This window comes from Myxococcus stipitatus DSM 14675, from assembly GCF_000331735.1.
In the GTDB taxonomy this organism is placed as follows: Bacteria; Myxococcota; Myxococcia; order Myxococcales; family Myxococcaceae; genus Myxococcus; species Myxococcus stipitatus.
In genome coordinates, this window is sequence record NC_020126.1 from 5,779,907 (window position 1) to 5,804,304 (window position 24,398).

Here is a 24,398-nt window from a genome sequence, read left to right on the forward strand (position 1 = left end):
CCACCCCCCAACGGGTCAAATTCACGGAAACACGCTCGCGCGCGTCGCTACGACACGAGCGAAGGAGAGGTCTCCGTGCGTGGCGCGGAGGCGAGCGCCACGGTGGGAAGCACCGCGCCCACGGGCTCCTGCCGAGGCGCCGGAGCGTTGAGCCGCGCGCGCAGCTCCTTCCCCGCGGAGAAGGTCAGCGTCCGACGCTCGGGCACGGCGACGGGCTGCCCTGTCTTGGGGTTGCGCCCCGTCCTCGCGCGACGGATGCGCAGCGAGAAGACGCCGAAGCCGCGCAGCTCGATGCGCTTGCCTGCGACGAGCGCCTCCGCCATGCCGTCAAAGACGGCGTGGACGATGGCCTCCAACTCCCGGCGCGGCACATGGGGTGCCCGCTCCGCGATGCGCTCGATGAGCTCACTCCTCGTCATGGCACACCCCCGTCAAGGGAACGGGGGACTCTACAGAAGGCATGCCCGTGAGGACAAACCGCCCTCGGAGACAGGGCGTCGCGGGGGCTCAGCGCAGGCGCAGGTCGACGGGGCCTTCGACTTCGACCTCGGTGCCGTCCTTGCCCTTGAGGATGACCTCGGAGCCATCCGGCACGAGCAGGCGCACGGTGCGGCCCAGGGGCACTTCGCGCCCTTCCAGCAGCACGGCGGTGGCGAGGTCATCGGTCTCGGCGACCGCGAAGCCGTCATCGACCACCGCGACGAGGCCCCCCTCCCCCAGCTCCCCCGCGTGGATGAAGGGGACCTTGGGGCGGAACGGGGGCGCGGGCAGCGGCTGGTGCGGCCCTTCGTGTTGGGTGTCCGAGCCCAGCTTCTGCAGCCCGTTGGGGGTGAAGAAGGCCACGAAGTACTGCGTGGAGGAGTATGCGTCCTCGTGGGCGCTGGCGGGCGTCACCTGCACGTTGGTGTAGCGCGCGGCGACGATGCGCGGGACTCGCTGGGCCTCTTGAATCGCGCCGTCCGCCCAGCGACGGGGTGGGAGGTTGGAGCCGTGGAGCTTCGCCTCGCCCGCGTCGCCGACCTCCAGCGTGTCGCCCTTCTCGAGGAAGCGCAGGCCTCCGCCGAAGTACTCGAGCACGGCGGGGCCGGTGGCGGTGAGCGTCACGTCGCCCAGGAGCTGGGCGCCCACGGCGACGGTGCGCTGCTCCTTGCCCTCGATGCGAAGGACGGGGGCACCGGCCGCGAGCAGCCCCGCGATGGGCTTGTCCGAGCGCTCCTTGCAGGACGTGACGAGGCTCGCGAGTCCGGCCGCGAGCAGACATCCCACGAGGCGCTGCGCCATGTCCGGTTTCCTTCCTGAAGGCACGAGCTCAGACGATCCAACCACCACCCAGCACGCGGTCCTGAGCGTAGACCACTGCCGCCTGACCTGGCGTGACGGCACGGGCTGGGGCATCCAGCTTCACCGAAACGAGCCCGTGAGGGGAAATCTCCACCCGGCCCTGGGCTCCCGCGTGACGGTGACGGATGCGGACCTCGACGGGGGTCTCGGGTGACGGGGGGGAGTCGACCCAGTGGGGCTGGAGCAGGCCGAAGCGGTCTCTCCCGGTGTCCTCGGCGCTGCCGACGACGACGCGGTGGGTCTCCGGCTCCAGGCGCTGGACGTAGCGCACCTGGCCTCCGCCGAGGTTGAGGCCCTTGCGCTGCCCGACCGTGTAGCGGTGGATGCCCTGGTGGACGCCGAGCACCTGCCCATCGCCGTCGACAATCTCGCCCGAGGGTTGAGGGCCGGCGACCTTCTCCACGAAGCCCGCGTAGTCACCGTCGGGCACGAAGCAGATCTCCATGCTCTCGGGCTTGTGGCTGGTGGGGAGGTTGTGGCGCTCGGCGACGGCGCGGACCTCCGCCTTGGTCAGGTGGCCCACGGGGAAGTGGATGTCGCGCAGTTCGTCCTGGCCGAGCGTGAAGAGGAAGTAGCTCTGGTCCTTCGCGGCGTCCACGCCCCGGCGGAGGGCGTAGCGGCCGTCGGTCTCCTCGACGCGGGCGTAGTGGCCGGTGGCGAGCTGTGCACCGAGCGCCCGGGCCCGCTTGAGGAGGAAGTTGAACTTCACGTCGCGGTTGCAGGCCACGCACGGGATGGGCGTCTTGCCGCCGAGGTAGGACTGGACGAAGGGGTTGACGACGCGGTCCTGGAAGATCTCCTCCGCGTTGGCGACGTAGTAGGGAATACCGAGCGCCTGGGCGACCGCGCGTGCGTCGTCGATGTCGTCGGGACTGCAGCAGCTTCCGCACTTGGCCTTGCCCTCGTAGGACCAGACGCGGAGGGTGATGCCGATGACCTCATGGCCCTGCTCCTTGAGCAAGGCAGCCGCGGCCGAGGAATCCACCCCGCCGCTCATTGCAACGACGACTCGCATGGTGCCCCTTCCTACACGCCTGGACGCCCGGGCGCACGCGGAGGACGCATGGGCCGGCTGGAACTGGACCGAGGACGACCCGGACTCAGGAGGTCGAGCGGGCGGAGTGCCAGGTTTGAAGCTGGCGCTTGAGTGCCTCGGTGGTGTTCAGGGAGGGGTCGTCGAGGACGGATTCCATGAGGAAGCGAGTGGCCTCGCCGACGATGGGCGACGGCCCGACCCCGAGGGTCGCCATGATGTCGCCGCCGGTGAGCGCGAGTTCCTTGGGCACCAGGGGGGGCTTCGCGGCGGCGAGTGCCTCCAGGCGTGTGCACAACTGCTCCAGAGCGGACAGTTGATCGGGAGCGCGGGCCTGGACTCGGGCGCGGGCGAGGGAAAGGAGTGCGGGGAGGTTGGCGAGGCTGACGCGCGCCAGGAGTCGCCTCAAGGCGGGGTCGGTGTCCCAGAGGCGCGTCTCGAGCTTCGCGTTCTCGACGAGGAGCGCGATGAGGTCGGCGGACTTGTTGGGGAACTTGAGCCGCAGGCCGATGTCCCGAGCCCGGGCACGGTCAACGAGGTCCGCGAGGAGCGCGGCCATGCGGATCTCGATGTCCTGGGGAGCGGCCTGGACGGCGGCGCGAGCAAGTCGGGCCTCGTCCGCGCTGGCGCCGGCGACCTCGGGGAGGAACACGTCGAGGAGGCCCGTGTCCGCGAGCAACAGGAGGCCGCCTTCGGCGCGGGAGGACAGGAGCAGCTTGACCAGTTCTTCACGGACGCGCTCCAGCGCGACCTTGCGGAAGACGCCGAGGGTCGCGGGGATGGCGGCGTGAGTGTCCGGGTCGAGCGAGAAGCCGAGCACGGCGGAGAACCGGACGGCGCGCATGGGGCGAAGGCCGTCTTCGGAGAAGCGCTCGAAGGCGGAGCCGACGCAGCGGATGAGGTGAGCCTGGAGGTCCGACTGGCCGCCGAAGGGGTCCACGAGGTCCCGGTCCAGCGGGTTGTAGGCCATCGCATTGATGGTGAAGTCGCGGCGAGACAGGTCCTTGACGATGTCGCGTTCGAAGGCGACGGAGCTGGGCCGGCGCCCGTCGAGGTAGTCCCCCTCCGAGCGGAAGGTGGTCACCTCGACGTGGGTGGTGCCTTGGAGCACCGTCACCGTTCCATGCTGGATGCCCGTGGGGATGACCTTGCGGAAGGCGCGCTGGACCTCTTCGGGGAGGGCGCTGGTCGCGACGTCGAAGTCCTTGGGGTGGACCTTGCGGACCATGTCCCGGACGCAGCCGCCCACGAGGTACACGGCATGACCGAGCTCACGCAGCCGGGCAATGACGTCGAGCACGGGCTGGGGGATGTCGGCGTTGTGGAGGTTGGCGAGCATGGAACCTGGGGGCGGCAAGCGGCATGCTCACCTCGGGACCGTGGGTTGTACTTGCCCGCGCCCCTCTGAATCCAGGGACACGAGGGCACCATGGCACCGGTTGAAGGCGAACACCGACGTCAAAAGTGCCCTTGAGTTGTGCCGCCGTATTGACTACACCCAGCGGCGATGACCCCGTAGCTCAGTTGGATAGAGCGGCGGTTTCCTAAACCGCAGGCCACAGGTTCGATTCCTGTCGGGGTCACTCAAGTTCCCCTGCCTCCATGGTGGCGCCTTTGTGGCGGAGTGCCGATGGGGCGGGCACGGGCGAGGTCAGCAACAGCAGCTTCAACCCCTTCACGGCAGCTCCCCATCGTAAGGGGTGCACTTGAAGGACAACCTGACCACCGTCATTCCCAAAACCAGTTACCGCTTCCTGTCCCAGGTTTCCGAAAGGGGCGCGGTGACGTCCCTTTCTTCATTCCGCTTGAGTTCCACAGGACGGACTCGCGAACCGTCCATGCCCAGCGCGAACCGAAGCGCCGCGTCGCAATTGGGGAAGAACCAAGCCACGTACAAGTAGATGTCAACACACAACCATTGGCCATCCTCGGCGACGAAGTACATCGCGTCGGGGAAGACAGACGGTTCTGCCGTAGGACCACCCCAGTTCCGGGACTCGGGCCCGGTGATAGCACCCAGCGCGACAGGGCAAGCTGAAGGCGAAAAGAAGGACTGGACGTACGCCAGTTCTCCCTCGTCGAGCCACGCAGTGACGTCATCCGCGCACACCCTCACGCTCATTCCTGTCGGGCGATAGTGAAACTGAAGCCCGTCCATGGACCGGAGAACCTGCTCCGCATAGGCGTGCAGCACAGCACCTTCGCGCGTCAGCGACGCCGCTGCTATCTCCAGGGGAGCCCGCCGGGCAGAGGTCCAACCTTGCTCGACAAGGAGCCAACGCACTTCCTTGCTGAGAGAGCGGGCCACTGACTCATTCGGCATCATGAGTGGTCAGATTAGCCGGTTCCGGCACGAAGGCGCGCGTGGCGGTGTCCCGAGTGCTGGGGTCGCGGCACTCCCGACTGGACACCGGAAGGCCCCGTGCGCCCCCCAACCTCCCCCTGCTTCCGCGGGGAGGCGGTCCGCGGGCTGCATTCCATTCATGCCCGTCGCGGGACTGTGGCCCTTTCAGCAACTTCCTTTCGGTATGCCCGACTCACAAGCGCGATGGGCACAACCCAACCAAGCCCAATTGCCAATGGAGCTACAGCGAGGACTCCAGGACCATCGTTCGTGGCCACCCTGCCCATGTGAGTGATGACGCCGTCTCCTTCCGGATGAGTGATCGTTCCGCCTCCAGAAAAGAGGAATGAGGCAACGTACTGAATGCCTACGGCTGCAAGTGCCGTCAGCCAGTACCGCTGGCCGAGTCGCCGAACGAGCCCAACCAGTGCCACAATTCCCAAGAAAAGCATGCGCCCCTCCCGAGTGGGTTTTCCGTGAGTACTCTATGTCCGTCCCCACGCCAGGAGCGCTACCTCTACGGGGGGATGGACACAAGGCGCGTATTCGATAGGCAATCCCGCATGCTCACTTCCCTCATCCGAGTCTCCTTCATCGCAACACTTCTCTTTCTTTCGGCATGTGGATTCGACGCATCCGGCAGTTGTACCGACACCAACTGCGCCAACTACACATCACAGGGGGCCGCGCAGGCCGCATTTGATGATGACCCGGAATGCCGAGCCGACCTCGACGCAGACAAGGACCAGATTGCTTGTGAAGAGCCCGGCAACAGCGTGAGGTCGTGTTCGTCCACATCTGCCTGTGGATGCTCCAACAAGACGAAGGCCGCGTGTAGCGGAGACGCCTGCTGTCGATGGGTCGTCGGCCAAGGCTGTGGCTGCCGCTAAGAGCACAACGCCAGTGGCCAACCACAGCTCCGGGTAGAGAAACAGGGACTGTGCCACCCTGGTGAGCCTCAGCCCTGGGGCTGCCAGGGAATCACTTCACTCGGACGGCTCGATTCACCGTGGCCCGGCCCACACGGAACTGCTCTGCCAATTCCTCGCACGTCTTGCCGCTCTCCTCCCGCACCTCGAGAATGCGTCGACGTAAGTCCTCGGATATCGGTCGGGTCATCCCCCGAGCAGATCATGCCCGCGAGATCGGCTCAACCGAGCACTGCTGTCAGTGCTCGTCCGAAGTACATCAGCAGCACATCCTGGGGCGAACGCCCTCAGATGAAGCCGCTCGCAGTGGGTGATTTCCCACCGCAGGCTCCCTGACAGGCATGAACACACGAATGCCTCCTCAGTGCCACCCAGCATCGTGCCGACGCCTCGCCCCCTCGCTGGAATCCCGGCCACGGTCTCCGACTCGCCCTTTGGTTCGGCCAGCACCACGGATTGAAGACGGCAGCACTCACTGGCTGGCGGTCGAATGAACCGCCAAGCGACTGGCAGCACGCGCCATCATCGAGCGTCACCTTCACATCGCCATGCGCGCCGAACTCTCCCTGCGAACCCGGCCAATGAACTTGTCCGGGCGCATGCACGGAGTAACCACTAAATAGACTCGTCGAGCCACTCGGCGGCAGCCCCACGTCCGAGGAGAAATCCATGAGGATCAAACCAGACAAAATATCCAAATCCCGGCCCAACAAGTCCAAACTCAAAAAGCGAACAATCCACCAAGACTGAAGCGACATCCTTGACACTGCGGAAACGAAATACCCCCTTCTCCTCGTCGAGCGGGAACAGCATCCACACGCCCCCCTCAATTGGCATTCGCCCAATATGCTCCCATGGAGCCAGTGTTTCGAGACCCAAGGCATCAGAAGCATCAGACCATAGACTCGCGTAGCTCTCACTTGGGGCCAGTTTCGAAATGATTGCTTCGCGCAACCGAACAACTTCGTCTATGGGCAACTCATCAAACGAAACGCCTCGTTTCTCAGCACTGGCCACCAACTGACTTCGTGCAGTCCAAGCCATGAGCCCTCAGCTCCCCACGATCACTTCATCACCTTCCCTACCGAAAAGGCTTTGGTTGACAGGTGCCACCACTCACGGATCGACCCGACGTCACGCCGTGTCTGGAGTAGGTATGTATCACGCGTTCCCTCCTCACCACCGCAAGACCCACGCCAGCATGGCCCCGGGGCTCCCACTTCGAACCTCGTTGGGGATACACTCCACACCGTCATCCATCCTCGAGAAACAAACGCAAGATGGAGCCCTCCGTCCTGATTCCACCCATGCGCACGCGCCCCACACGAGTCCTTTCCGCGGTCTTCGCAGCCATCACCCTCTCCGCCTGTGGCAACGGAGCTTCCCGGCCATCGGGACAGAGTGCCCAGGACTCCGGGTCCGTCGTCGCGGTCATCAATGACCGCTCTCTGTCCGCCCAGGAGGTCAAGGCGAAGCTGGATGAACAGCCCCTCTTCGTCCGCAGCCGCTACGCCACGACCGAGAAGAAGAAGGAGTTCCTCGACAACCTCATCCGTTTCGAGCTCCTCGTTCAGGAAGCTCGACGCCAGGGGTTGGAGAATGACCCCGACGTCAAGGCCACCCTCGAGAAGGTCATGGTGCAGAAGCTCCTGCGCAAACAGCAGGAAGCGGCCGCAGCGGCCCCTCTCGATGAAGCAGAGCTGCGCAAGTACTACGACGAGCACCGGTCCGAGTTCACCAAGCCCGAGCGCATCCGCGTCAGCCATCTCTTCCTGGCCGCCCCCGCCTCGGACAGCGCCCTCCGCACCAGGTCGCGCGCCGAGGCCACGAAGATTCTCGCGGACATCAAGTCCAAGGAGTCCGATCCCCTCAAGACTGCCTTCGAGGTCGCCACCACCCAGAAGTCACAGGACACCGACTCGAAATCCACCGGCGGAGACCTCGGCTACCGCAGCCGCGAAGAGCTGACCCAGGCCTGGGGCGCCGCCTTCACCGACGCGGCCTTCGCCCTTCAAGCCCCAGCCGAGATCGGCCAGGTCGTCGAGAGCGACAAGGGCATCCATCTCATCAAGTTCCAGAGCCGCCAGGCCGGCATGGACCAGACCTTCGAGCAGGCCAAGCCCCGCATCGAGGCCCGCCTCCAAGGCGAGCGCCGCTCCAAGTCCATGGACAGCCTCCTCGAGAAGCTCAAGTCCCAGGCGAAGATCGAAGTGAAGGACTCCGTCCTCGAGCAGATTCAAATCGAAGGCGCCGAGTCCAAGCCCGGCACCTCACAGCCTCACCCCTGAGCCTCCCTCAGCACCCCACCGAGCCGGCGCACCGCTTCCTCAATCCGCGCCGGCTCGCAGTGCGAGAAGTTCAAGCGCATGCAGTGAGCCGCCGAGCGGCCCCCATTCACCATGAACGCCTGCCCCGGCAGGTAGGCCACTTGCTGCGTCTCCAGCGCCCGCGCCAGCAACACCGTGGTGTCCCGCCCCTCCGGCAACTCCACCCAGACGAACATCCCGTGACTCGGCCGGGACCACTTCGCCCCCGCCGGCAGGTGCGTCTCCAGCGCCCGCAACAGCGTGTCGCGCCGCAGCCGGTACTCCTTCCGCAGCCGCTCCAGGTGCCCGTCCAGCCCGCCTGACTCGAGGAACGCCAGCACGATGCGCTGGGTGAAGGTCGCCGTGTCGATGTCGCTCGACTCCTTCACCGTGGCCAGCCGGAACACCAGCGACTCCGGCACCACCACCCACCCCACCCTCAACGCCGGCGCCAGAATCTTGGAGAACGACCCCACGTAGAACACCCACTGCGAATCCAACGCCCGCAGCGGCGGAAGCACACCCTCCTCCTCGTACTGGAGGAAGCCATACGCATCATCCTCGATGACCGGCATGCGGTACTCCCGCGCCAGCCGCACCAACCGCTCCCGGGCCTCCATCGCCAGGCTCGTCCCGAGCGGATTGTGCCCATCGCTCATCGTGTAGAAGAGCCCCGGCCGCTCACCCGACGCCAGGAGCGACTCGAGCCCATCCAGGTCCAACCCCCGCTCCACATCCCGCCGCACCGTGAGGCGCCTCGACTGGAACGGGTCCAACACCTGCTGGAACCCCGAATACACTCGGTCCTCCAACAACACCGCCTGACCCGGCTCCAGCAGCAGCCTCGCCAGCAGGTTCATCCCCTGCTGCGCCCCGGTCGTCAGGAACACTTGGCTGGGCGAACACGAGACGCCCCGCCGCGCCATCAGCCGGACCACCTGCTCCCGCAGCGGCTCCAACGTGGGCGAGTACTGCAAGGCCCCACCCTGCTCGGCGAGCACCTTCGCCGCCGCCTCCGCCATCCCTTCCTTCGGGAACAGCTCCGCCGCGGGGAGCCCCAGCGCCAGCGAGTACACCCCAGGCCGGGTGATTTTCTGGAGCATGTCCTGGATGGCCGAGGGCGCCAGCTTCCTTGCCCAGCCGGCGAGTGAGTTCTCGAAGGAAGCCGTCGGTGAAGTCACGATTCACTGCCTCCGCGCGATGACGCGCAAATCCTGCGCAACCCTCAAATCCCTCGGAAATTGTAGCGCAAGAGCAAGTCGTGCGGCCAAGAAGACCCGACAGGTGGCGCACACGCGCTCAACCAGGGACGACTGCATCATCGTGCTTCCCTGACTCTGAACTCTCCAAGATAATCGCGGCTCGCTTGGAGAACCCGATGCTCGACCGACCGATGTACCTCAAGCCGAACGTGGCCATCGAGCCCCTGTACAACTCGTGGTACGCGTGGTGGTACCTGCTGTCGCCCGCCACGGCGCCCATGTTCGTGACGAACCTGCATCTGAAGCTGATGCAGTCGTTCGTCGCGAATCCCGACGTACACGTGGCCGCGCTGAAGAACCCCATGTTGATGGGAGGCCCCTTCATCAACCACGCCGCTGCGCGCGCGCCGCGGGTGAAGGAGCTGCTGGAGCGGACCCAGCGCGAGCAGGCCCACATGCTCGCGTACACCAAGGCCGTCGGTGAGCTGGAGCAGCTGCTCGCCCCCAACAACGGCGCCTCGCTGGAGCACCTCTACCCGAAGGTCCCCGACCTGCTGCGCGGCTACGTCGAGCTCACCTATGACCTGAGCAACCGAGCCAGCGCTCGCTACATCGAACCCCTGCTCTACAAGAGCCAGTTCTACCAGGAGTCCTCCCAGAGCGTGACGCTCTCCCTGGTGGACAAGGACTGGCGCCCCTACATCTTCAGCACGCCGCGCCTCGAAGAGGACGCACCGCTGTGGCTCAAGGTGCCCTACCGCCACGAGGGCCTGGACGCGCTGTTCCGCATGCGCCACACGCCGGGCTCGCCGGGCCAGGTGGCGGAGATGCTCGGGGTGCCGGCCTCCGCGTCGGCCGCGTTCGCGGACCTCTTCACCGACGTCGTGCCGCGCAAGGCGCCCCGCTATGACGGCGAAGGCGTGCGCGTGCGCTACTTCGGCCACGCCTGCGTGCTGCTGGAGACGAAGGAGGTCAGCATCCTCACCGACCCCGTCATCAGCTACGAGTTCCCCACGGAGCTGCCGCGCTTCACGCACGCGGACCTGCCCGAGAAGATCGACTACGTGGTCCTCACGCACGGCCACGCCGACCACCTGATGATGGAGACGCTCATCCAGCTGCGTCACCGCGTGGGCACCATCATCGTCCCTCGCAACAACGGCAACTCGCTGGCGGACCCCTCGCTGCGGCTGATGCTGCACCACACGGGCTTCAAGAACGTGGTGGAAATCGACGACCTGCAGGAGATCTCCATCCCCGGGGGTTCCATCACCGGCCTGCCCTTCCTGGGCGAGCACAGCGACCTGTCCATCCAGGCGAAGACGGCGCACCTCGTGCGGCTGGACGGCAAGTCCATCCTGATGGCCGCCGACTCCAACGCGTTGGAGCCGCGCATGTACCAGCACCTGCGCGACATCATCGGCCCCATCGACATCCTGTTCCTGGGCATGGAGTGCGAAGGCGGCCCCATGAGCTGGATGTACGGCCCGCTGTTGACGAACCCGCTGCCGCGGAAGATGGACCAGACGCGGCGCCTCAACGGCTCCGACTGCGCCCGCGCCGTCGAGATCGCCAACTACCTCACGCCCAAGGACGTCTACGTCTACGCCATGGGCCAGGAGCCGTGGCTGCGCCACGTGATGATCCTCGTCTATGACGAGACCGCGCCGCAGCTCATCGAGTCGAACAAGTTCCTGGAGCACTGCCGCTCCAAGGGCGTCCCCGCGGAGCGGCCGTTCGTCAAGATGGAGCGCGTGCTCCGCTAGGCCGCGCGGCTCGCCAGCAAGCCCCTCGACTGGAGCGCGGCCAGCACGCGCTCCAGTCCGACCTCCACGGGCTCCTCGGCGGAGCGGACGATGACCTCGGGGGACTCGGGCGCCTCATACGGGTCCGAGACCCCCGTGAAGTTCTGGAGCTCCCCCGCCAGCGCCTTCTTGTAGAGCCCCTTCACGTCCCGGGCGATGAGCGCGTCCAGCGGCGCCTGGATGTAGACCTCCACGAACGCGAGCCCCGCCTCCGTCGCCAGCTGGCGCACCTCCGCGCGCGAGCTCCGGTACGGCGATATCGCGGCGACGATGACGCCCACCCCGTGCCGCGCGAGCAGCCTCGCCACATGGCCGATGCGGCGCACGTTCTCCTCGCGGTCCTCGCGCGAGAAGCCCAGCCCGCGCGTCAGCCAGGTGCGGACCTCGTCGCCATCCATCACCTCCACGGACCGCAAGGGCTCCAGGTGCGCGCGCAGCGCCCGCGAGAGCGTGCTCTTCCCCGCGCCCGACATGCCCGTCAACCAGAGGATGAACCCAGCGTTCCGTGGCACCATGCGCACCTCAGACGGCGGGGCCGTTGATCATCCCTGCGCCCACCGTCGCGTTCGTGGCCTCGTCGATGAGGATGAAGCTGCCCGTGTGGCGGTTGCGCCGGTACTCGTCGAAGAACAACGGCACCGTGGTTCGCAGCGTCACGCGCCCGATGTCATTGAGCCCCAGCTTCGGACTCTTCTCGTCCCGGCTGAGCGTGTTGATGTCCAGCCGGTAGTGCAGGTGCTTCACCTGCGTGCGCGCCGAGCGGGTCGTGTGCTTCAGCGCGAAGCGTGCGCCCGGCTGCAGGCAGACCCCTTCCGCCAGCCAGCACACCATCGCGTCCAGGTCCTGCCCCACCATCGGCGGATTGCCCGGCCGGCACAGCATGTCGCCCCGGCTGATATCCAGCTCCTCGGCCAGCGACACATTCACGGACATGGGCGGAAACGCCTGCGCCACGGGACGCCCCGCCAGCTCCAGCGACTTCACGCGCGTGGTGAAGCCGGACGGCAGCGCCATCACCTCGTCCCCCGGCCGCAGCACGCCGCCCAGCACCTGCCCCGCGTACGCACGGTAGTCGGGGTACTTCGTGGACATGGGCCGGATGACACCCTGCACGGGAAAGCGCACGTGGATGAGGTTGCGGTCCGACGCGATGTGCACGTTCTCCAGGTGGTGCAGCAGCGTGGAGCCCTCGTACCAGGGCATCCGCTCCGAGCGCGTCACCACGTTGTCCCCGCCCAGCGCGGAGATGGGGATGAACGTCAGGTCCGCCACGTCCAGCTTCATGGAGAACCTGCGGAACTCGTCGCGGATGGACTCGAACACCGCCGCGTCGAAGCCCACCAGGTCCATCTTGTTCACGCAGAGGACCAGGTGCGGCACCCGCAACAGCGAGGCGATGAAGGCATGGCGCCGCGTCTGCTCCAGCACCCCCTTGCGCGCGTCCACCAGGATGAGCGCCAGGTCCGCCGTGGACGCCCCCGTCACCATGTTGCGCGTGTACTGCAGGTGCCCCGGCGTGTCCGCGATGATGAACTTGCGCCGCGCCGTCGCGAAGTAGCGGTAGGCCACGTCGATGGTGATGCCCTGCTCTCGCTCGGCCTTCAGGCCATCCAGCAGGAGCGCCAGGTTGACGTACTCGTCCCCGCGCGCGCGGCTGGTGCGCTCCACCGCGGCGAGCTGGTCCTCCAGAATCGAGCGCGTGTCGTGGAGCAGCCTGCCAATCAAGGTGCTCTTGCCGTCGTCGACGGAGCCCGCGGTCGCGAATCGAAGCAGTTCCACTAGAAGTAGCCCTCTCGCTTGCGGTCTTCCATCGCCGTCTCGCTGAACTTGTCATCCGCGCGGCTGGCGCCTCGCTCGGTGACGCGTGAGGCGGCGACCTCGGCAATCACCTCGTCCACCGTGAACGCGGTGGACTCCACGCACGCGGTGCAGGTCATGTCCCCCACCGTGCGGAAGCGCACCGAGGCCGTCTTCACCTCCTCGCCCGGCAACAGCGGCAGGTAGGGCGACCACGCCATCCACATCCCATCCCGCCGGAACACCTCGCGGCGATGGCTGAAGTAGATGGACGGGAGCGCCACCTGCTCGCGCGCGATGTACTGCCACACATCCAGCTCCGTCCAATTGGACAGCGGGAAGACGCGCAGGTGCTCCCCTCGGCGATGGCGGCCGTTGTAGAGGCTCCACAACTCCGGACGTTGGTTCTTCGGGTCCCACTGGCCGAACTCGTCGCGGAACGAGAACACCCGCTCCTTCGCTCGCGCCTTCTCCTCGTCCCGGCGCGCGCCGCCGAACACGGCGTTGAAGTGGTGCGCCTCGATGGCCTCCAGGAGCGGCACCGTCTGCGCCCGGTTGCGCGAGGCCCGAGGCCCCTTCTCCTCCGCCACCCGCCCCGCGTCGATGGCCTCCTGCACCGAGGCCACCAGCAGCCGCGCCCCCAGCTCCCCCACGCGCGCATCCCGGTACTGGAGCACCTCCGGGAAGTTGTGCCCCGTGTCCACGTGCATCAGCGGGAAGGGCAGCGGCGCGGGCGCGAAGGCCTTCACCGCCAGGTGCAACATCACCGCGGAGTCCTTGCCTCCCGAGAACAGGAGCACCGGGCTGTCCAGCTCGGCGACCACCTCGCGGATGATGAACACCGACTCCGCCTCGAGGGCGTCCAGGTGCGACAGCTCGTAGCTCACGGCCCTGAAAGCTACCACGGCGACCACCGAGCCCCGCGAGCCCACCCAGTCGCGGACACCAAGCCAAACTTGTTATTCATGCATGTCCAACGGAAGTCTCCAACCCTTCCGAAGCTCCGAGGGCTTGACCCGTTTTCCTCGGCTGTGCGACAGAGCCATACGTCATGCCCAGTGCGCCCGCCTCGAACCCGAACGCCCCTGATCGCTGGTTTCCTTCCCGCAAGCCCCAACCGGACCCGCGCCTGCGCTTGTTCTGCCTGCCCTTCGCGGGCGGCAGCGCCTCCATCTACAGCAGCTGGCAAGGAGGTCTACCGCCAGGCGTCGAGCTGTGCGCGGTGCAGCTCCCCGGCCGTGAGCGGCGGTTGATGGAGAAGCCCATCGACAACCTGCCCGCGCTGGTGGACGCGCTCCTGCCCGTGCTCGCGCCGCTGCTCGACAGGCCCTTCGTCTTCTTCGGCTACAGCATGGGCTCGCGCATCTCCCTGGAGCTGACGCGGCGGCTGTACGCGCGCAACGGCCCGCTGCCCCGCGGACTGGTGCTGGCCGCGGCCGGCGCGCCGCGCACGGCGGACCGCAAGCCCATCCACCACCTGCCGCAGGACCAGTTCATCGAGGAGCTGCGGCGCTACGACGGAACGCCGGAGGAGATTCTCCAGCACCGCGAGCTGCTGGAGCTGCTGGTGCCCACCCTGCGCGCGGACTTCGCGCTGGCGTGGTGGGAGAACGGCCCGTCGCCCGTGAAGCTCGACGTCCCCATCTCCGTCATGGGCGGCACGGAGGACAAGCACGTCCCCCTCACCCGCCTGGAGACGTGGCGCGAGGAGACGCGCCACTCGGACTTCCGCATCCGCCACTTCGAGGGAGGCCACTTCTTCCTCCGCAAGCAGCAGGCGGCCCTGCTGACCGCGCTGGGCGAGGACCTCACGCGCTGGATGACGACGCCCGCCTGACGCTCAGGCCGCCTCGAAGCGAGGCGGCGCATCCGAGGCCAGCGGGACGGTGAACTGCCAGCGCACCCGGAAGGGGTTCGCCCGGGCGCTCCGCAGCGCCACCGCCGCGTGGTGGCGCTCGGAGGGGCACCACTGCATGAAGCGCCACGTCTCCGGGGTGTCCGCCATCCGCGCATCGAACGAGATGCGCGGCTCCTGGCCTCGCGCCAGGTGGAAGGCGAACTGGTCCAGCGGCAGGGACAGCCCCGCGCCTCGCGCCTTGATGTAGGACTCCTTCAGCGTCCAGTACTCGAAGAAGCGGCTGCGCTGCTCGGCCACGGGGAGCGCCCTGAGCGCGGCGACCTCCGAGGCGGCGAAGAAGCTGTCGGCGATCTCCACCGTGTCCCCGGGGCGCTGGCTGTCCTCCACGTCCGCGCCCAGCTCCGCGTCCAGCCCCACCGCCACCAGCGCCATGCCGTCCGTGTGCGAGAGGTTGAAGCGCAGCCGCGCGCCCCACTCGCCCCGAATCTCCGGCCGCCCGTAGGCGTTGGTCGAGAAGCTCCAGGCCGTGGGTGCCACCGGCGCGTAGCGTGAGAGGGTCACTCGCACCAGCGCGTGACTCACCAGGTATTGCTTCTGGTGGCGCTCGAAGCGGAAGCGCTGCTTCTTCTCGCGCTCGCCTGAGTCCAGCAGGGCCCAGTAGGCGTCCAGGAGCTTCTGCTCGTGGATGCGCTCGGGCTCGACAATCCACACGTGGACTTCGTCCGGACGTAGCTCCAGTGGCTCGCCAACAGTCGACATGACTCTCATCTACCACGGCGAAGGGCGCCCCGCGTAGGCTGCGGGGTCCATCTCCGGCCCCGCGCCGGAAACGGGGGGAACAGCATGGACTCGCACGCCGCGACGAAGAAGCTGGAGACGCTGCGAATGCTCATGGCCGGCCACACCGACACGAGCGAGGAGCGCCGCATCCTGAGCCTGTTGCGCGACGCCAGCGCCGCGGAGCTGAATTTTCTCTTGGCCAACATCGACCTCGAGTCCCTGCTGGGTGACCTGGACGATGGCATCTTCGGACCCGACCACCACACGCAGCTGTTGGACATGCTCTGCCGGGAGCGGGCCGCCCAGCTGGCCCTGCCCTTGCGCGCCAGCCTGGTCACGGCGCTCCAGCGAGGCGCCACCCCCGCCCTGGCGGAGCGGTGTGTCCGGGACTTGTTCCTGAGCCTCCACGGCCGCGAGCTGACCACCTTCAAGAACCTGCTCGACGCGGGCAACAACCACCAGGACCTGGAGAAGCTGCTCTTCGACGACGTGGATGACCCGGCGCTTCGCGAGGACATCCTCACGCACATCGGCCGCGAGGCGGAGGCCGCGCCGAGTGGCGAGAACAAGGTCCTCAGCGACATCGACGACACCTTCTACGCCAACCTCAAGGACACCCGGTACCCGTCCAAGACGGTGTACCCCGGCGTGCTGGCCTTCTACGCCGAGCTGGACCGAGGCCCCGGCCTCATCCCGGGCCGCGAGGGAGACCTCACCTTCGTCACGGCCCGGCCCATGGACCCGCTGGGCGCCGTGGAGAACCTGACGTTCGACAGCCTGCGCAAGCACGGCGTGCCGCCCCACGTCGTGCTCTCCGGGAGCCTCACCCATCTGTTGGGCAACTCGCGCATCGCCGCGAAGAAGTTCGACAACTTCCAGCGCTACGCCCGCATCTTCCCCGAGTACGGCTTCGTCTTCGTGGGCGACAGCGGACAGGGGGACGTGGAGTTCGGCGACAAGATGCTCTCCGCGGCGCCCCACGGCGTCCACGCCGTCTTCATCCACGACGTGGTGGAGACCCCCGAGGCCACGCGCCGCACGTGGCGGGACAAGCGCATCTACTTCTTCGACACGTACGTGGGCGCCGCGCTGGAGGCCTTCGCGCTGGGGCTCATCTCGCGCGATGGCCTGGCACGGGTGGCCATCGCGGCGCGAGAGTCGATGGAGGGCATCGCCTTCACGTCCGCGGCGCAGCGGGATGCCCGCAAGGCGGAGCTCACCCGGGACCTGCAGCGCGCGGACGCGGTGACGTCGCCCTCGCCCGCGGCGGCGCACTGACGCGTCGGGGGCGTCCACTCCACGACGCATCGGAGGCTTCCGCGTTCCAGGCCGTGACGACGGGAGGACACGCCTTGGTGAGCGCTGGCGTCTGAGTGGGCAACCCCGTTCCACCGTCCCTGGGGGCAGTTGGCGCGGGCCTCGGTCCCGCCAACTTTCCTACCGCTCCCCCACGGGAGAGGCGGGGCGGCGCGGCCGCCATGGGCAAGGAGTGGCGGCGTGATGGGGGGCGAGACCTGATGGAGCTCTTTCCCATCCACCTGCTGTTCATCGTCGTGTTGATGAACCGCTACATCCTCGGTCCGTTCCTGCGGCGCCTGCGCGGACGCGACATCGACCAGGCCGACGACACCTACCAGCCGCGCGTCGCCATCGTCATCCCCCTCTTCAACGAGGGCAAGGGCATCTACCACGCGGTGCGCAGCCTGCTGGAGCAGGACTATCCCAGCCACCTGCTTCAAATCGTGGTGGTGGACGACTGCTCCAACGACGACAGCTACGCGTGGGCGCAGAAGGCCGCGGAGGGCACGCCCAACGTCCTGGTGATGCGCAACCCCGAGAACATGGGCAAGCGCAAGGGCATCAACCGGGGCGTCAAGGCCGCGGTCGACGCGGAGATCATCGTCTCGGTGGACTCGGACGTCATCGTGGACCGGTCCGCCGTGCGCAACCTGGTGCGGCGCTTCGTCAGCCCGCGCATCGCCGCCGTGGGCGGTCGCACCTTCGTGACCAACCGCCACCAGAACTGGCTGACCCGGATGGTGGAGATCAAGTTCCACTTCGCCCAGCAGTGGCTCAAGGACCTGGAGCGCAGCTTCCGTCAGGTGATGTGCCTGTCGGGCTGTCTCACCGCGTACCGCCGCCATGTGCTGCTGGAGCTGGAGCCCATCCTGGAGGCGCGCGCCATCGCCGGGGTGCCCATCAAGTACGGCGAGGACCGCTTCCTGACGCGGCAGATCGTCAAGCACGACTACGAAACGGTCTACACGCTCGACGCGTTCTGCTTCACCGCCGCGCCCGCGACCCTCGCGGGCTACTTCTCTCAACAGCTCCGGTGGCGGCGCTCCAACCTGGTGGACCTGTTCGGTGGCCTGTCCCACGCGTGGCGACTGCACCCGGTGGTGACCGTCCACTACGTGTCCCAATTGGCGCTGCTGCTCGCCTACCCCGTGGTCATCGTCCACAACGTCCTCACCGGGGAGTTCCTGGACATCCTCTCGTTTCACTTCCTGGTCATCGGACTGCTGGGAATCATCTACCGGCTGGAGACGCGGCACCTGCCCGAGGACCGGCGTGTGCATGGTGCGTGCTTCCTGCCCATGGCGCTGCTGATGCCCGTGACGTACGCGCTCTTCACGCCGCTGGCCCTGCTGACGCTGGACTCGGGGAGCTGGGAGACCCGCGGCAGCCCCAGCGCGGCGAAGGCGCCCTCCGTGGCTGGCGACGGCAGCCAGCTTCCGCCCAATCCCGCCGGTGAGAGCGCCCCATGAACCAACGCGTCGCGAACCGCATCAACTCGGCCGCCGTCTCCGTGTACAAGCTCATGGGCTCGGTGCTGCTGGGCCTCATCCTCCTGGCGCTGGTGTCCTTCCTGTCGGTCCAGGGCTTCTTCCTCCTGAGCCGGAGCTGGGCCACGCCCGCGGTGATTTCACCCACGGACCCGCACATCCTCACGCTCAACACGCAGGTCGCCGCGCAGACCTCCTCCCGGGACCATGTGCTCGCCGAGCGTCGCACGCTCGAGAACCAGTTGCTGGACGCGGAGCGCACCGCCTCCGCCGAGCGCGCCTTCCAGCAGCGCTTCCTGGTCGCCTTGAGCGATGAGCGCGACTCCAAGAGCCGCACCGCGAAGCGGCTGACATCGCTGCGCCTCGAGTACAACCGCGCCCGCGACGAGATCCTCAAGTCGAACCGCGCCTACGCGGGGCTCTCCCGCGCGCGCACGGATGCGATGTACGGCGCGAAGCTGCTGCAACAAGAGGACAAGCTCACGCTGAACCACCACCTGGCCCAGCTCGCGCAGAGCAACCTGTCGCTGGCGCAGACCACCGTGGACCTGGAGACGCGGACGGAGAACCTCCATCGGGAGATCGCCGGCCTCACGGCGGTGCGCGACCGGGTGGGCAAGGACGGCGTCCCCGAGGGCATCACCTCGGATGTCCTGTTGCTGGAGCGGGAGTACACGCACTCGGTCCTGGAGCAGGCTCGCGCGGAGGCGACCCTTCGGAGTCTGCAGCAGGACCTGAAGGCCCTGGAGGATGTGGCGCAGCGCTACGAGACGCTCATCGCGTCGCTGCGTGCCTCGCCGTACCTGCGCGCCATCGAGAAGGACCTGACCGTGGCCTTCGTTCCCTACGAGAACCTGAACAACGCGGGGGCCGGGACGCCGCTCTTCGCGTGTGCCGCGAAGGTCGTCTGGTGCCGGGAGGTCGGCGTCGTGGGCCAGGTGCTGGAGGGCGAGGTGTCCATCAAGCACCCCATCCGCCAGCACATGCTGCGCGGGGTGATGGTGGAGCTGAAGCTCACGGACTCCACGTCGGCACGCGAGGACCTGCTGCACCTGGGCCGTGCGCCCTTGTTCCTGTGAGGAGCCTCATGCGGAAGACTCTCACCTGCGGCGCGCTCCTGTGCTTCGCCGTGCGAACACCGTCGGCCCTCGCGGCCAGCCCCGACGCCCAGTTGGAGGAGCGCGCGGAGGGCTACTGCGAGTGGGTCCGGGGCGTCGGAGACGCGGAGGCCGCGCTGGAGCTGGCCCCGGAGGTGTTCGGCAGCTTCGGCGTGGTGAACACCGGGCAGGCCGAGGGCGGCACGGACCTGGGCAAGCCGAAGCCTCGCGTCACCGCGGGCGTGAGCTACGACGTCGTCGGGCTGTATCGAGGCCGGGTGATTCACCGCCGCGCCGCCGCCGAGTGTCGCCGGCAGCAGGCGCTCTCCTCGCTCCAGGCGGCCCTGAGACAGGGCTCGGGGCTCGGAGAAGCGTCCGCGCTGGAGGCGCGGGCCCGCGTGCTCGAGGAGGCCCTGCCCCGAGCGGAGGCGCTCGTCACGGCCCTGCGCTCCGACCTTCGCGAGGGCCGCGCCACGCTGGAGGAGCTCAACGCGGTGCAGGTGCGGCTGGACAACCTCCGCTCGCTCAGCACCGACACCGCCATGGCGCGGGAGCGGCTGGCCGCGCAGCCGGACCTTCCGCGAGGCCAGCGGCTCGAGTCGCTGCTGGAGGAGTTCCGCGCGGCGGATGACGCCGTGGAGGCCGCGTCCGCGGGCCTGCGTCGCGCGAAGGGCTGGGAGCTGAGCCTGCGCGGCGGCTACGACGAGGTCTTCGACCTGGACCAGGACGTCCCGCTCTTCGGGCAGGTCATGCTGACGTATGACCTGGGCCACCTCTGGCAGGGAAAGGCCAACGCCCGGGCGAGAGAGGGGCGCCGCCGCGCGACGAAGAATGACGTGGGTGGCATGGACCAGCAGATCTCCGAGCTGCTCACGGAGCTGCGCTCGCGGCATCGGACGGAGGAGGCTCGGCTGCGCGAGGTGTCCGCGCTCGTGACGGACCTGGAGGGGCAGCTTCGCGAGGTCGAAGCGCTCCAGACTCGCGAGGTCCGCCGGTTCAGGGACTATCTGCTCCTGGAGCTGGCGCGGCTGCGCGCCGAGCAGGCCTATCTGACGGCCCACGTGGAGTCGCTCGCTTCGCTCCTCGGGCCCGCGGCTCCGTGAGGTTCCTCCTCCGGGGTGTTCCCTGGAGGGTGCTCGCCGCCTGCCTGGGCGGATGGGGTTGTCCTCGCGCCACGCCTCCCGAGGCGCCGAAGGCCGCTGTGCAACGGGGCAAGACCTCCATGACAGCACTCGACGTGGTGCCCCTGGCGCGAATGAAGGTGACGCAAGGGACGTTGGACGCGGAGCCCCATGGGTGGCTCGTCGTGCGGACCGCCCGGATGCGGGCCGTCGTTCCTGGGCTGGAGGCGTCTCGAGCGACGCTTCGCTTCAAGCTGTCAGGTCCATCCACCGAGCAACGCCCCTTGGAATCCGGCGAGCTGCGACAGCAAGTCGGCCTCAAGCTCCGAGCCCTGGATGGCTGCAACGTGCTGTATGTGATGTGGCGAATCGCTCCCAAGCCCGGCGTGGTCGTCAACTACAAGCGAAACCCAGACATGCATCACAGCCATGACTGTGGAAACGCGGGCTACACCACGGTCCGCCCTTCCGTGCGTCACACGGCGAGGACCCTGGCCCCCTCGCTCGAGACGGAGCACACCCTGCGCGCGCACCTGGATGCGGGAACGCTGCGCGTCTGGGCGGATGACCTCCTGGTCTGGGAAGGGACGCTCCCCTCGGAGGCGCTCGAGCTCGAGGGCCCCGTGGGGCTGCGCTCGGACAACGTGCAGCTGAGCTTGCAGCTCGCCGTGCCCCCTAGTTGATGGGGTACGCGTGGACGAAGAGGAAGACGAGCATGCCCTGGAAGAGCGCCATGCCCAGCACCACGGGGCCTCGCAGCGCGGGGTGCCGGCTGAGCCAGGCGCCCAGGGGAAGGAACGCGGGCCAGGCGGACGCACTGTAGCGCCCGAGCCCCACCACCCCCACGCTCCACATCACGAGCATCAAGGGTATCGCGAAGGCCGCCAGCGTCCACCAGCGGCGGTGCCTCGCCAGCAGCAGCGCGCCCACGCCTGGGATGAAGGACGTCACCACGTAGAGGCTCACCTCCGGCCCCCACTTACCGTTCCACCAGCTCCGCAATCCATCCCAGGCCCCCGCCCATCCACTCCCACGCACCTTCCACCAGACCTGAGGATCTCCGAACGTCCGCCACAGGAAGACGAAGTAGAGCGAGGTCATCACCCCGGGCAGCGCCAGCGCGAGCAGGTCCCGATGGAACCACGCCCTCCACCCACCTCCGCGCGAGCGAAGCTGCTGGAAGAGCAAGCCCAGCCCCGCCACCAGCGACAGGTGGCGCGCCAGCCCTCCGAATCCCAAGGCCAGTGCCGCCCACCACGGACGGCCACTCAGGCTCAGTGAGACGGCGAGCGCCGTGAAGAACACCATCCACGATTCGGGGTAGCCCGCGGACTGGAAGAACACGAAGGGATAGGCCGTGAAGAGCAGCAGCGAGACCCGTGCCACCTCCTCCCCTTCCAAGGCGCGGAACAGCCGATACAGCACGAGGAGCGACAGCAACCCGCCCACGTTCGCCACGAGCACCAGCGACACCGGGATGCCAATACCCGTGATCGCGCTCAGGAGCTTCGCCGTCAGCGGCAGGAACGGAAAGAAGTTGGTGGCCTCGGGGCGCGCATAGCCTTGTCGGGCAATCTCCGCGTACCAGCCGCAGTCCCACCGGCAGAACGCATCCAGCCCCGCGAGCCCCTCTTGGGTGAACGGCGCGCGATGCAGCCGGGGGTCGAACCGCAGCGAGACCCGCGCGAGGAGGAACAGCGCCAGCCGGCTGAAGATGAAGAGTCCCACCGGAAAGGACAGCTCCGCGGCGAGGGCGCGCAGGCGGGTCTTCCAGGTGGCGGAGGGCCGAGCCTCTTCCGAGACCAGGACTTCGGTGGACATGTGGCGGACGGCCCCACGGTTCAAGAGGGGCCACCACCCTATCCCACCGTCGGCCCTCGCGCAGCGACTGGCGCGAGCAGGCCGCCTACAGCACCGTCCGCACCGTGCGGTCCCCCGCGATGTACTGGTTCAACGTGTAGCCGAAGTCCGACGTCCCGCCCCGGCGCAGCAGCGAGTAGACCATCCAACCCAGGGGAAGCGCGTCATCGCCTTCCCCCGCGCTGAAGGACTCCTCGTGCGAGACAATCCGGAGGTCCGCGTCGAGCACGAACTTGTGCACCGCCTGGAAGGAGACGGTGTCTCCCATCAGCTTCTGCCAAGGCCTCCACGCCAGGAAGCGCTTGAAGACCAGTGCACATGCCACGTCGGCCAACACCACCCGGAGGCCATCCGGACGGACCGACTCCGCGATGTCGATGAAGCTGAGCTGACAACCGGAGAAGAAGGTGCGATGGACATACACCAGTCGCCTGACATTCTCGAGCCCTTGGACAGTCACCCACGGGCCTTGAAACGTGGCGTCTGGGTGATAGTGCTCCGTCACCGTGGCGCGGGGCGGGTGCTCCTCAACCCCATACAGCTTGGGCAACATGCTGCGAATCAACTCCGAGGCACTGCGAGAGTCCGCGAGCGGCAGCGTGGAATGCGCGACATCCCTCATGTGGACGACCTCCAGCTAGGGTGATGAAGTTGCGTCGAGGTCAGGCGCCCACTCCTCGCACTCGGGACAGTCGCGAGGAATGCACGAGCAGGGGCTCGGCCCTTGGGAATGGCACACACTCGATGGCGGGATGGTGTCCGTTCGAGCGGGGGGCCGTAATCGCCTGTCAGTCGCGGGGGCCTGTCCATTGCCGGACGGAGACTTGTCCGCGCATGGCGCACATCCACCCAGGACAGCGGAGCCCCGGCGCTGGAAAGACCGGGGCCCCTTCACCTCAATCGTGGATCAACCTCACGGCAGCGGCGGCAACGTCAGCACGCCATTGCATTGGCTGGGGCTCGCCGGGACACCCGTTCCGCCCCACGGCGCCCCCGTATTCACCGTCACGCTGGTGCCCGGAGGAGGCGGGCAGCCCATGCCCGCGGCCTGGCGGACGGTGAGGTTGGTGTTGAAGGGCAGGTTGTAGAGGATGTCCGTGCCCGCACCCACGCAGATGTTGCGCGTCTGGGAGCCGCCGGACGGGATGGGAATCTCCAGCTCCAGGCAGATGGGGAGCACCGTGCCGGGCGGCAGCGCGGCGGCGTTCACGTCGATGCGCAGACACGCGGGGTTGGTCTTCTCGATGTCGGCGTTGATGAAGCCAATCTCGTTGGTATTGCCCCGGAAGCCGCTGGTCGAGATGCGGTTGCAGTCATCCACGTTGCACGTCACCGTCGCGCGGCTGGAGCACTGGTTCTGGTTCGCCGAGCGCGTCGCGTTGGACGGCTGCTGCGCCCACTGGTTGCTGCCCACCGGCATGGACCACAGCGCGATGTTCGCCGGCGCCGTGCCAGCCATGTCCCGCGTCAGCGGGATGAAGACCTGCGCCGTCGCGCCCGCGCGCAGCTTGAGCAGCGTTCCCCTGGAGTCACGCACCTCCGTGTAGATGGCCCCTCGGGTCTCCAGGAAGACCTGCTGGCCCGTCAGGTTCACCGCGCCGTCCGAGCCGGGCATCGCCAGGAAGCCCGTGTCGATGAAGCGCACGCCCACCGTGAACGGCGGGACAGGCTGGTCACTCGCCGACGCGCCCTGGAGCGACGCCAGGTTGAGCGTGACGGACGCACCGCTGCGAGGGTCCGTCACCGTCGCGGTGCCCCCCGTGAAGGTCTGCCGATGGAGCGGGTGCAGCACGAAGGTCGCCCCCAGCACGTTGCGCGTGACGGCGCCCACGTGGGGCATGTACCCCGGCGCGGTGATGGTCAGCGGGGCTCCGACCGGCACCGCCGCCGCGACCGAGAACGAGCCATCCGCGGCCGTCACCGTGCGCGTCCCGCGCAGGTCCACCTGGGCGCCCGCGATGGGTACTCCCACGGCGGTGACCACCGCGCCACAGACCGTCGTCCCGCTCGTGGACGGGACACAGGGGCCCAGCGACGTGGACATCTCCGCGGAGGGTTGCGGCTCGACGCTCGCGTCGGGCACGCCACAGCCAGCACCCATCATCGCGGCGCCGCCGAGCAGACCGCACAACCACAGCC

Annotated in this window: 21 protein-coding genes, 1 tRNA gene and 1 pseudogene; 9 read left to right on the top strand and 14 right to left on the bottom strand. The window is 67.8% G+C overall.

All coding sequences use genetic code 11. The features are described from left to right. Positions 1-47 precede the first annotated feature (47 nt). From MYSTI_RS22155 to MYSTI_RS22170, 4 genes and pseudogenes are all read right to left on the bottom strand, one after another. A complete protein-coding gene (locus MYSTI_RS22155) occupies positions 48-419 on the bottom strand; it encodes an HU family DNA-binding protein (RefSeq protein ID WP_015350026.1) in 372 nt (123 codons plus the stop codon). An 88-nt stretch (positions 420-507) separates the two neighbouring features. Beyond that, a complete protein-coding gene (locus tag MYSTI_RS22160) occupies positions 508-1,281 on the bottom strand; it encodes a lipoprotein (RefSeq protein ID WP_015350027.1) in 774 nt (257 codons plus the stop codon). 28 nt (positions 1,282-1,309) lie between these two features. Further along, positions 1,310-2,362 (bottom strand): annotated as a pseudogene (mnmA, locus tag MYSTI_RS22165) (tRNA 2-thiouridine(34) synthase MnmA); the annotation flags it as partial. Between the two features lie 79 nt (positions 2,363-2,441). Further along, positions 2,442-3,713, bottom strand: a complete 1,272-nt coding sequence (locus MYSTI_RS22170; RefSeq protein ID WP_015350029.1) for a CCA tRNA nucleotidyltransferase — start codon at positions 3,711-3,713, stop codon at positions 2,442-2,444. 170 nt (positions 3,714-3,883) lie between these two features. On the opposite strand from MYSTI_RS22170, the gene MYSTI_RS22175 reads away from it, so the two are divergent. After that, a tRNA-Arg gene (locus MYSTI_RS22175) sits at positions 3,884-3,957 on the top strand. A gap of 161 nt (positions 3,958-4,118) precedes the next feature. On the opposite strand, the gene MYSTI_RS22180 is transcribed toward MYSTI_RS22175, so the two are convergent. Continuing rightward, on the bottom strand, positions 4,119-4,700 hold the full coding sequence (locus MYSTI_RS22180; protein ID WP_144370128.1) for a hypothetical protein: 582 nt from the start codon (positions 4,698-4,700) through the stop codon (positions 4,119-4,121). Positions 4,701-6,262: 1,562 nt separating this feature from the next. After that, on the bottom strand, positions 6,263-6,691 hold the full coding sequence (locus MYSTI_RS43235) for a hypothetical protein (RefSeq protein WP_144370130.1): 429 nt from the start codon (positions 6,689-6,691) through the stop codon (positions 6,263-6,265). A gap of 236 nt (positions 6,692-6,927) precedes the next feature. Between MYSTI_RS43235 and MYSTI_RS22185 the strand changes: the two genes are divergently transcribed. Next, positions 6,928-7,935, top strand: coding sequence for a peptidylprolyl isomerase (locus tag MYSTI_RS22185; RefSeq protein ID WP_015350030.1), 1,008 nt, complete (start codon positions 6,928-6,930; stop codon positions 7,933-7,935). Here the strand turns inward: MYSTI_RS22185 and MYSTI_RS22190 are convergent. Next, positions 7,926-9,134 (bottom strand): aminotransferase-like domain-containing protein, encoded by a 1,209-nt coding sequence (locus MYSTI_RS22190; protein WP_015350031.1) that lies wholly within the window; start codon positions 9,132-9,134, stop codon positions 7,926-7,928. The genes MYSTI_RS22185 and MYSTI_RS22190 overlap by 10 nt on opposite strands. A 197-nt stretch (positions 9,135-9,331) precedes the next feature. Between MYSTI_RS22190 and MYSTI_RS22195 the strand changes: the two genes are divergently transcribed. Beyond that, positions 9,332-10,921, top strand: coding sequence for an MBL fold metallo-hydrolase (locus MYSTI_RS22195; RefSeq protein WP_015350032.1), 1,590 nt, complete (start codon positions 9,332-9,334; stop codon positions 10,919-10,921). On the opposite strand, the gene cysC is transcribed toward MYSTI_RS22195, so the two are convergent. The 3 genes from cysC to cysD are packed head-to-tail and all read right to left on the bottom strand — an operon-like array spanning position 10,918 to position 13,644. After that, positions 10,918-11,472 carry an adenylyl-sulfate kinase gene (gene cysC, locus MYSTI_RS22200; protein WP_044900552.1) on the bottom strand — a complete coding sequence of 185 codons (555 nt, stop codon included), beginning with the start codon at positions 11,470-11,472 and terminating at the stop codon, positions 10,918-10,920. The two genes, MYSTI_RS22195 and cysC, sit on opposite strands and share 4 nt — an antisense overlap. 10 nt (positions 11,473-11,482) lie before the next feature. Next, the gene (locus tag MYSTI_RS22205) at positions 11,483-12,739 is read right to left on the bottom strand and encodes a sulfate adenylyltransferase subunit CysN (RefSeq protein ID WP_015350034.1); all 1,257 of its coding nucleotides are present in this window, start codon (positions 12,737-12,739) and stop codon (positions 11,483-11,485) included. Next, on the bottom strand, positions 12,739-13,644 hold the full coding sequence (cysD, locus tag MYSTI_RS22210) for a sulfate adenylyltransferase subunit CysD (protein WP_044900553.1): 906 nt from the start codon (positions 13,642-13,644) through the stop codon (positions 12,739-12,741). The genes MYSTI_RS22205 and cysD overlap by 1 nt, the downstream gene beginning before the upstream one ends. Positions 13,645-13,808: 164 nt before the next feature. Here cysD and MYSTI_RS22215 point away from each other — a divergent pair, with 164 nt between their 5' ends. Beyond that, on the top strand, positions 13,809-14,594 hold the full coding sequence (locus MYSTI_RS22215; RefSeq protein WP_015350036.1) for a thioesterase II family protein: 786 nt from the start codon (positions 13,809-13,811) through the stop codon (positions 14,592-14,594). Between the two features lie 3 nt (positions 14,595-14,597). Here MYSTI_RS22215 and MYSTI_RS22220 read toward each other — a convergent pair whose 3' ends face one another. Then, the gene (locus tag MYSTI_RS22220; protein ID WP_044281112.1) at positions 14,598-15,374 is read right to left on the bottom strand and encodes a 4'-phosphopantetheinyl transferase family protein; all 777 of its coding nucleotides are present in this window, start codon (positions 15,372-15,374) and stop codon (positions 14,598-14,600) included. A gap of 84 nt (positions 15,375-15,458) precedes the next feature. On the opposite strand from MYSTI_RS22220, the gene MYSTI_RS22225 reads away from it, so the two are divergent. The 5 genes from MYSTI_RS22225 (at position 15,459) to MYSTI_RS22245 (ending at position 21,082) form a co-directional block, all read left to right on the top strand. Further along, the gene (locus MYSTI_RS22225; protein ID WP_015350038.1) at positions 15,459-16,673 is read left to right on the top strand and encodes a phosphatase domain-containing protein; all 1,215 of its coding nucleotides are present in this window, start codon (positions 15,459-15,461) and stop codon (positions 16,671-16,673) included. A gap of 239 nt (positions 16,674-16,912) precedes the next feature. Next, positions 16,913-18,163: a glycosyltransferase family 2 protein gene (locus MYSTI_RS22230; protein WP_044900554.1), complete on the top strand. Its 1,251-nt coding sequence runs from the start codon at positions 16,913-16,915 to the stop codon at positions 18,161-18,163. Beyond that, positions 18,160-19,260 (top strand): coiled-coil domain-containing protein, encoded by a 1,101-nt coding sequence (locus MYSTI_RS22235; protein ID WP_015350040.1) that lies wholly within the window; start codon positions 18,160-18,162, stop codon positions 19,258-19,260. Before MYSTI_RS22230 ends, MYSTI_RS22235 begins: the two co-directional genes overlap by 4 nt. 8 nt (positions 19,261-19,268) lie before the next feature. After that, on the top strand, positions 19,269-20,381 hold the full coding sequence (locus MYSTI_RS22240) for a hypothetical protein (RefSeq protein ID WP_015350041.1): 1,113 nt from the start codon (positions 19,269-19,271) through the stop codon (positions 20,379-20,381). Positions 20,382-20,500: 119 nt separating this feature from the next. Further along, positions 20,501-21,082, top strand: a complete 582-nt coding sequence (locus MYSTI_RS22245) for a hypothetical protein (RefSeq protein WP_144370131.1) — start codon at positions 20,501-20,503, stop codon at positions 21,080-21,082. On the opposite strand, the gene MYSTI_RS22250 is transcribed toward MYSTI_RS22245, so the two are convergent. The 3 genes from MYSTI_RS22250 to MYSTI_RS22260 form a co-directional block, all read right to left on the bottom strand. Then, positions 21,075-22,220, bottom strand: coding sequence for a mannosyltransferase family protein (locus MYSTI_RS22250; protein WP_015350043.1), 1,146 nt, complete (start codon positions 22,218-22,220; stop codon positions 21,075-21,077). The two genes, MYSTI_RS22245 and MYSTI_RS22250, sit on opposite strands and share 8 nt — an antisense overlap. Positions 22,221-22,305: 85 nt before the next feature. Continuing rightward, a complete protein-coding gene (locus tag MYSTI_RS22255; protein WP_015350044.1) occupies positions 22,306-22,881 on the bottom strand; it encodes a hypothetical protein in 576 nt (191 codons plus the stop codon). A gap of 291 nt (positions 22,882-23,172) precedes the next feature. Then, a complete protein-coding gene (locus MYSTI_RS22260) occupies positions 23,173-24,390 on the bottom strand; it encodes a carboxypeptidase-like regulatory domain-containing protein (protein WP_233277926.1) in 1,218 nt (405 codons plus the stop codon). Positions 24,391-24,398 lie beyond the last annotated feature (8 nt).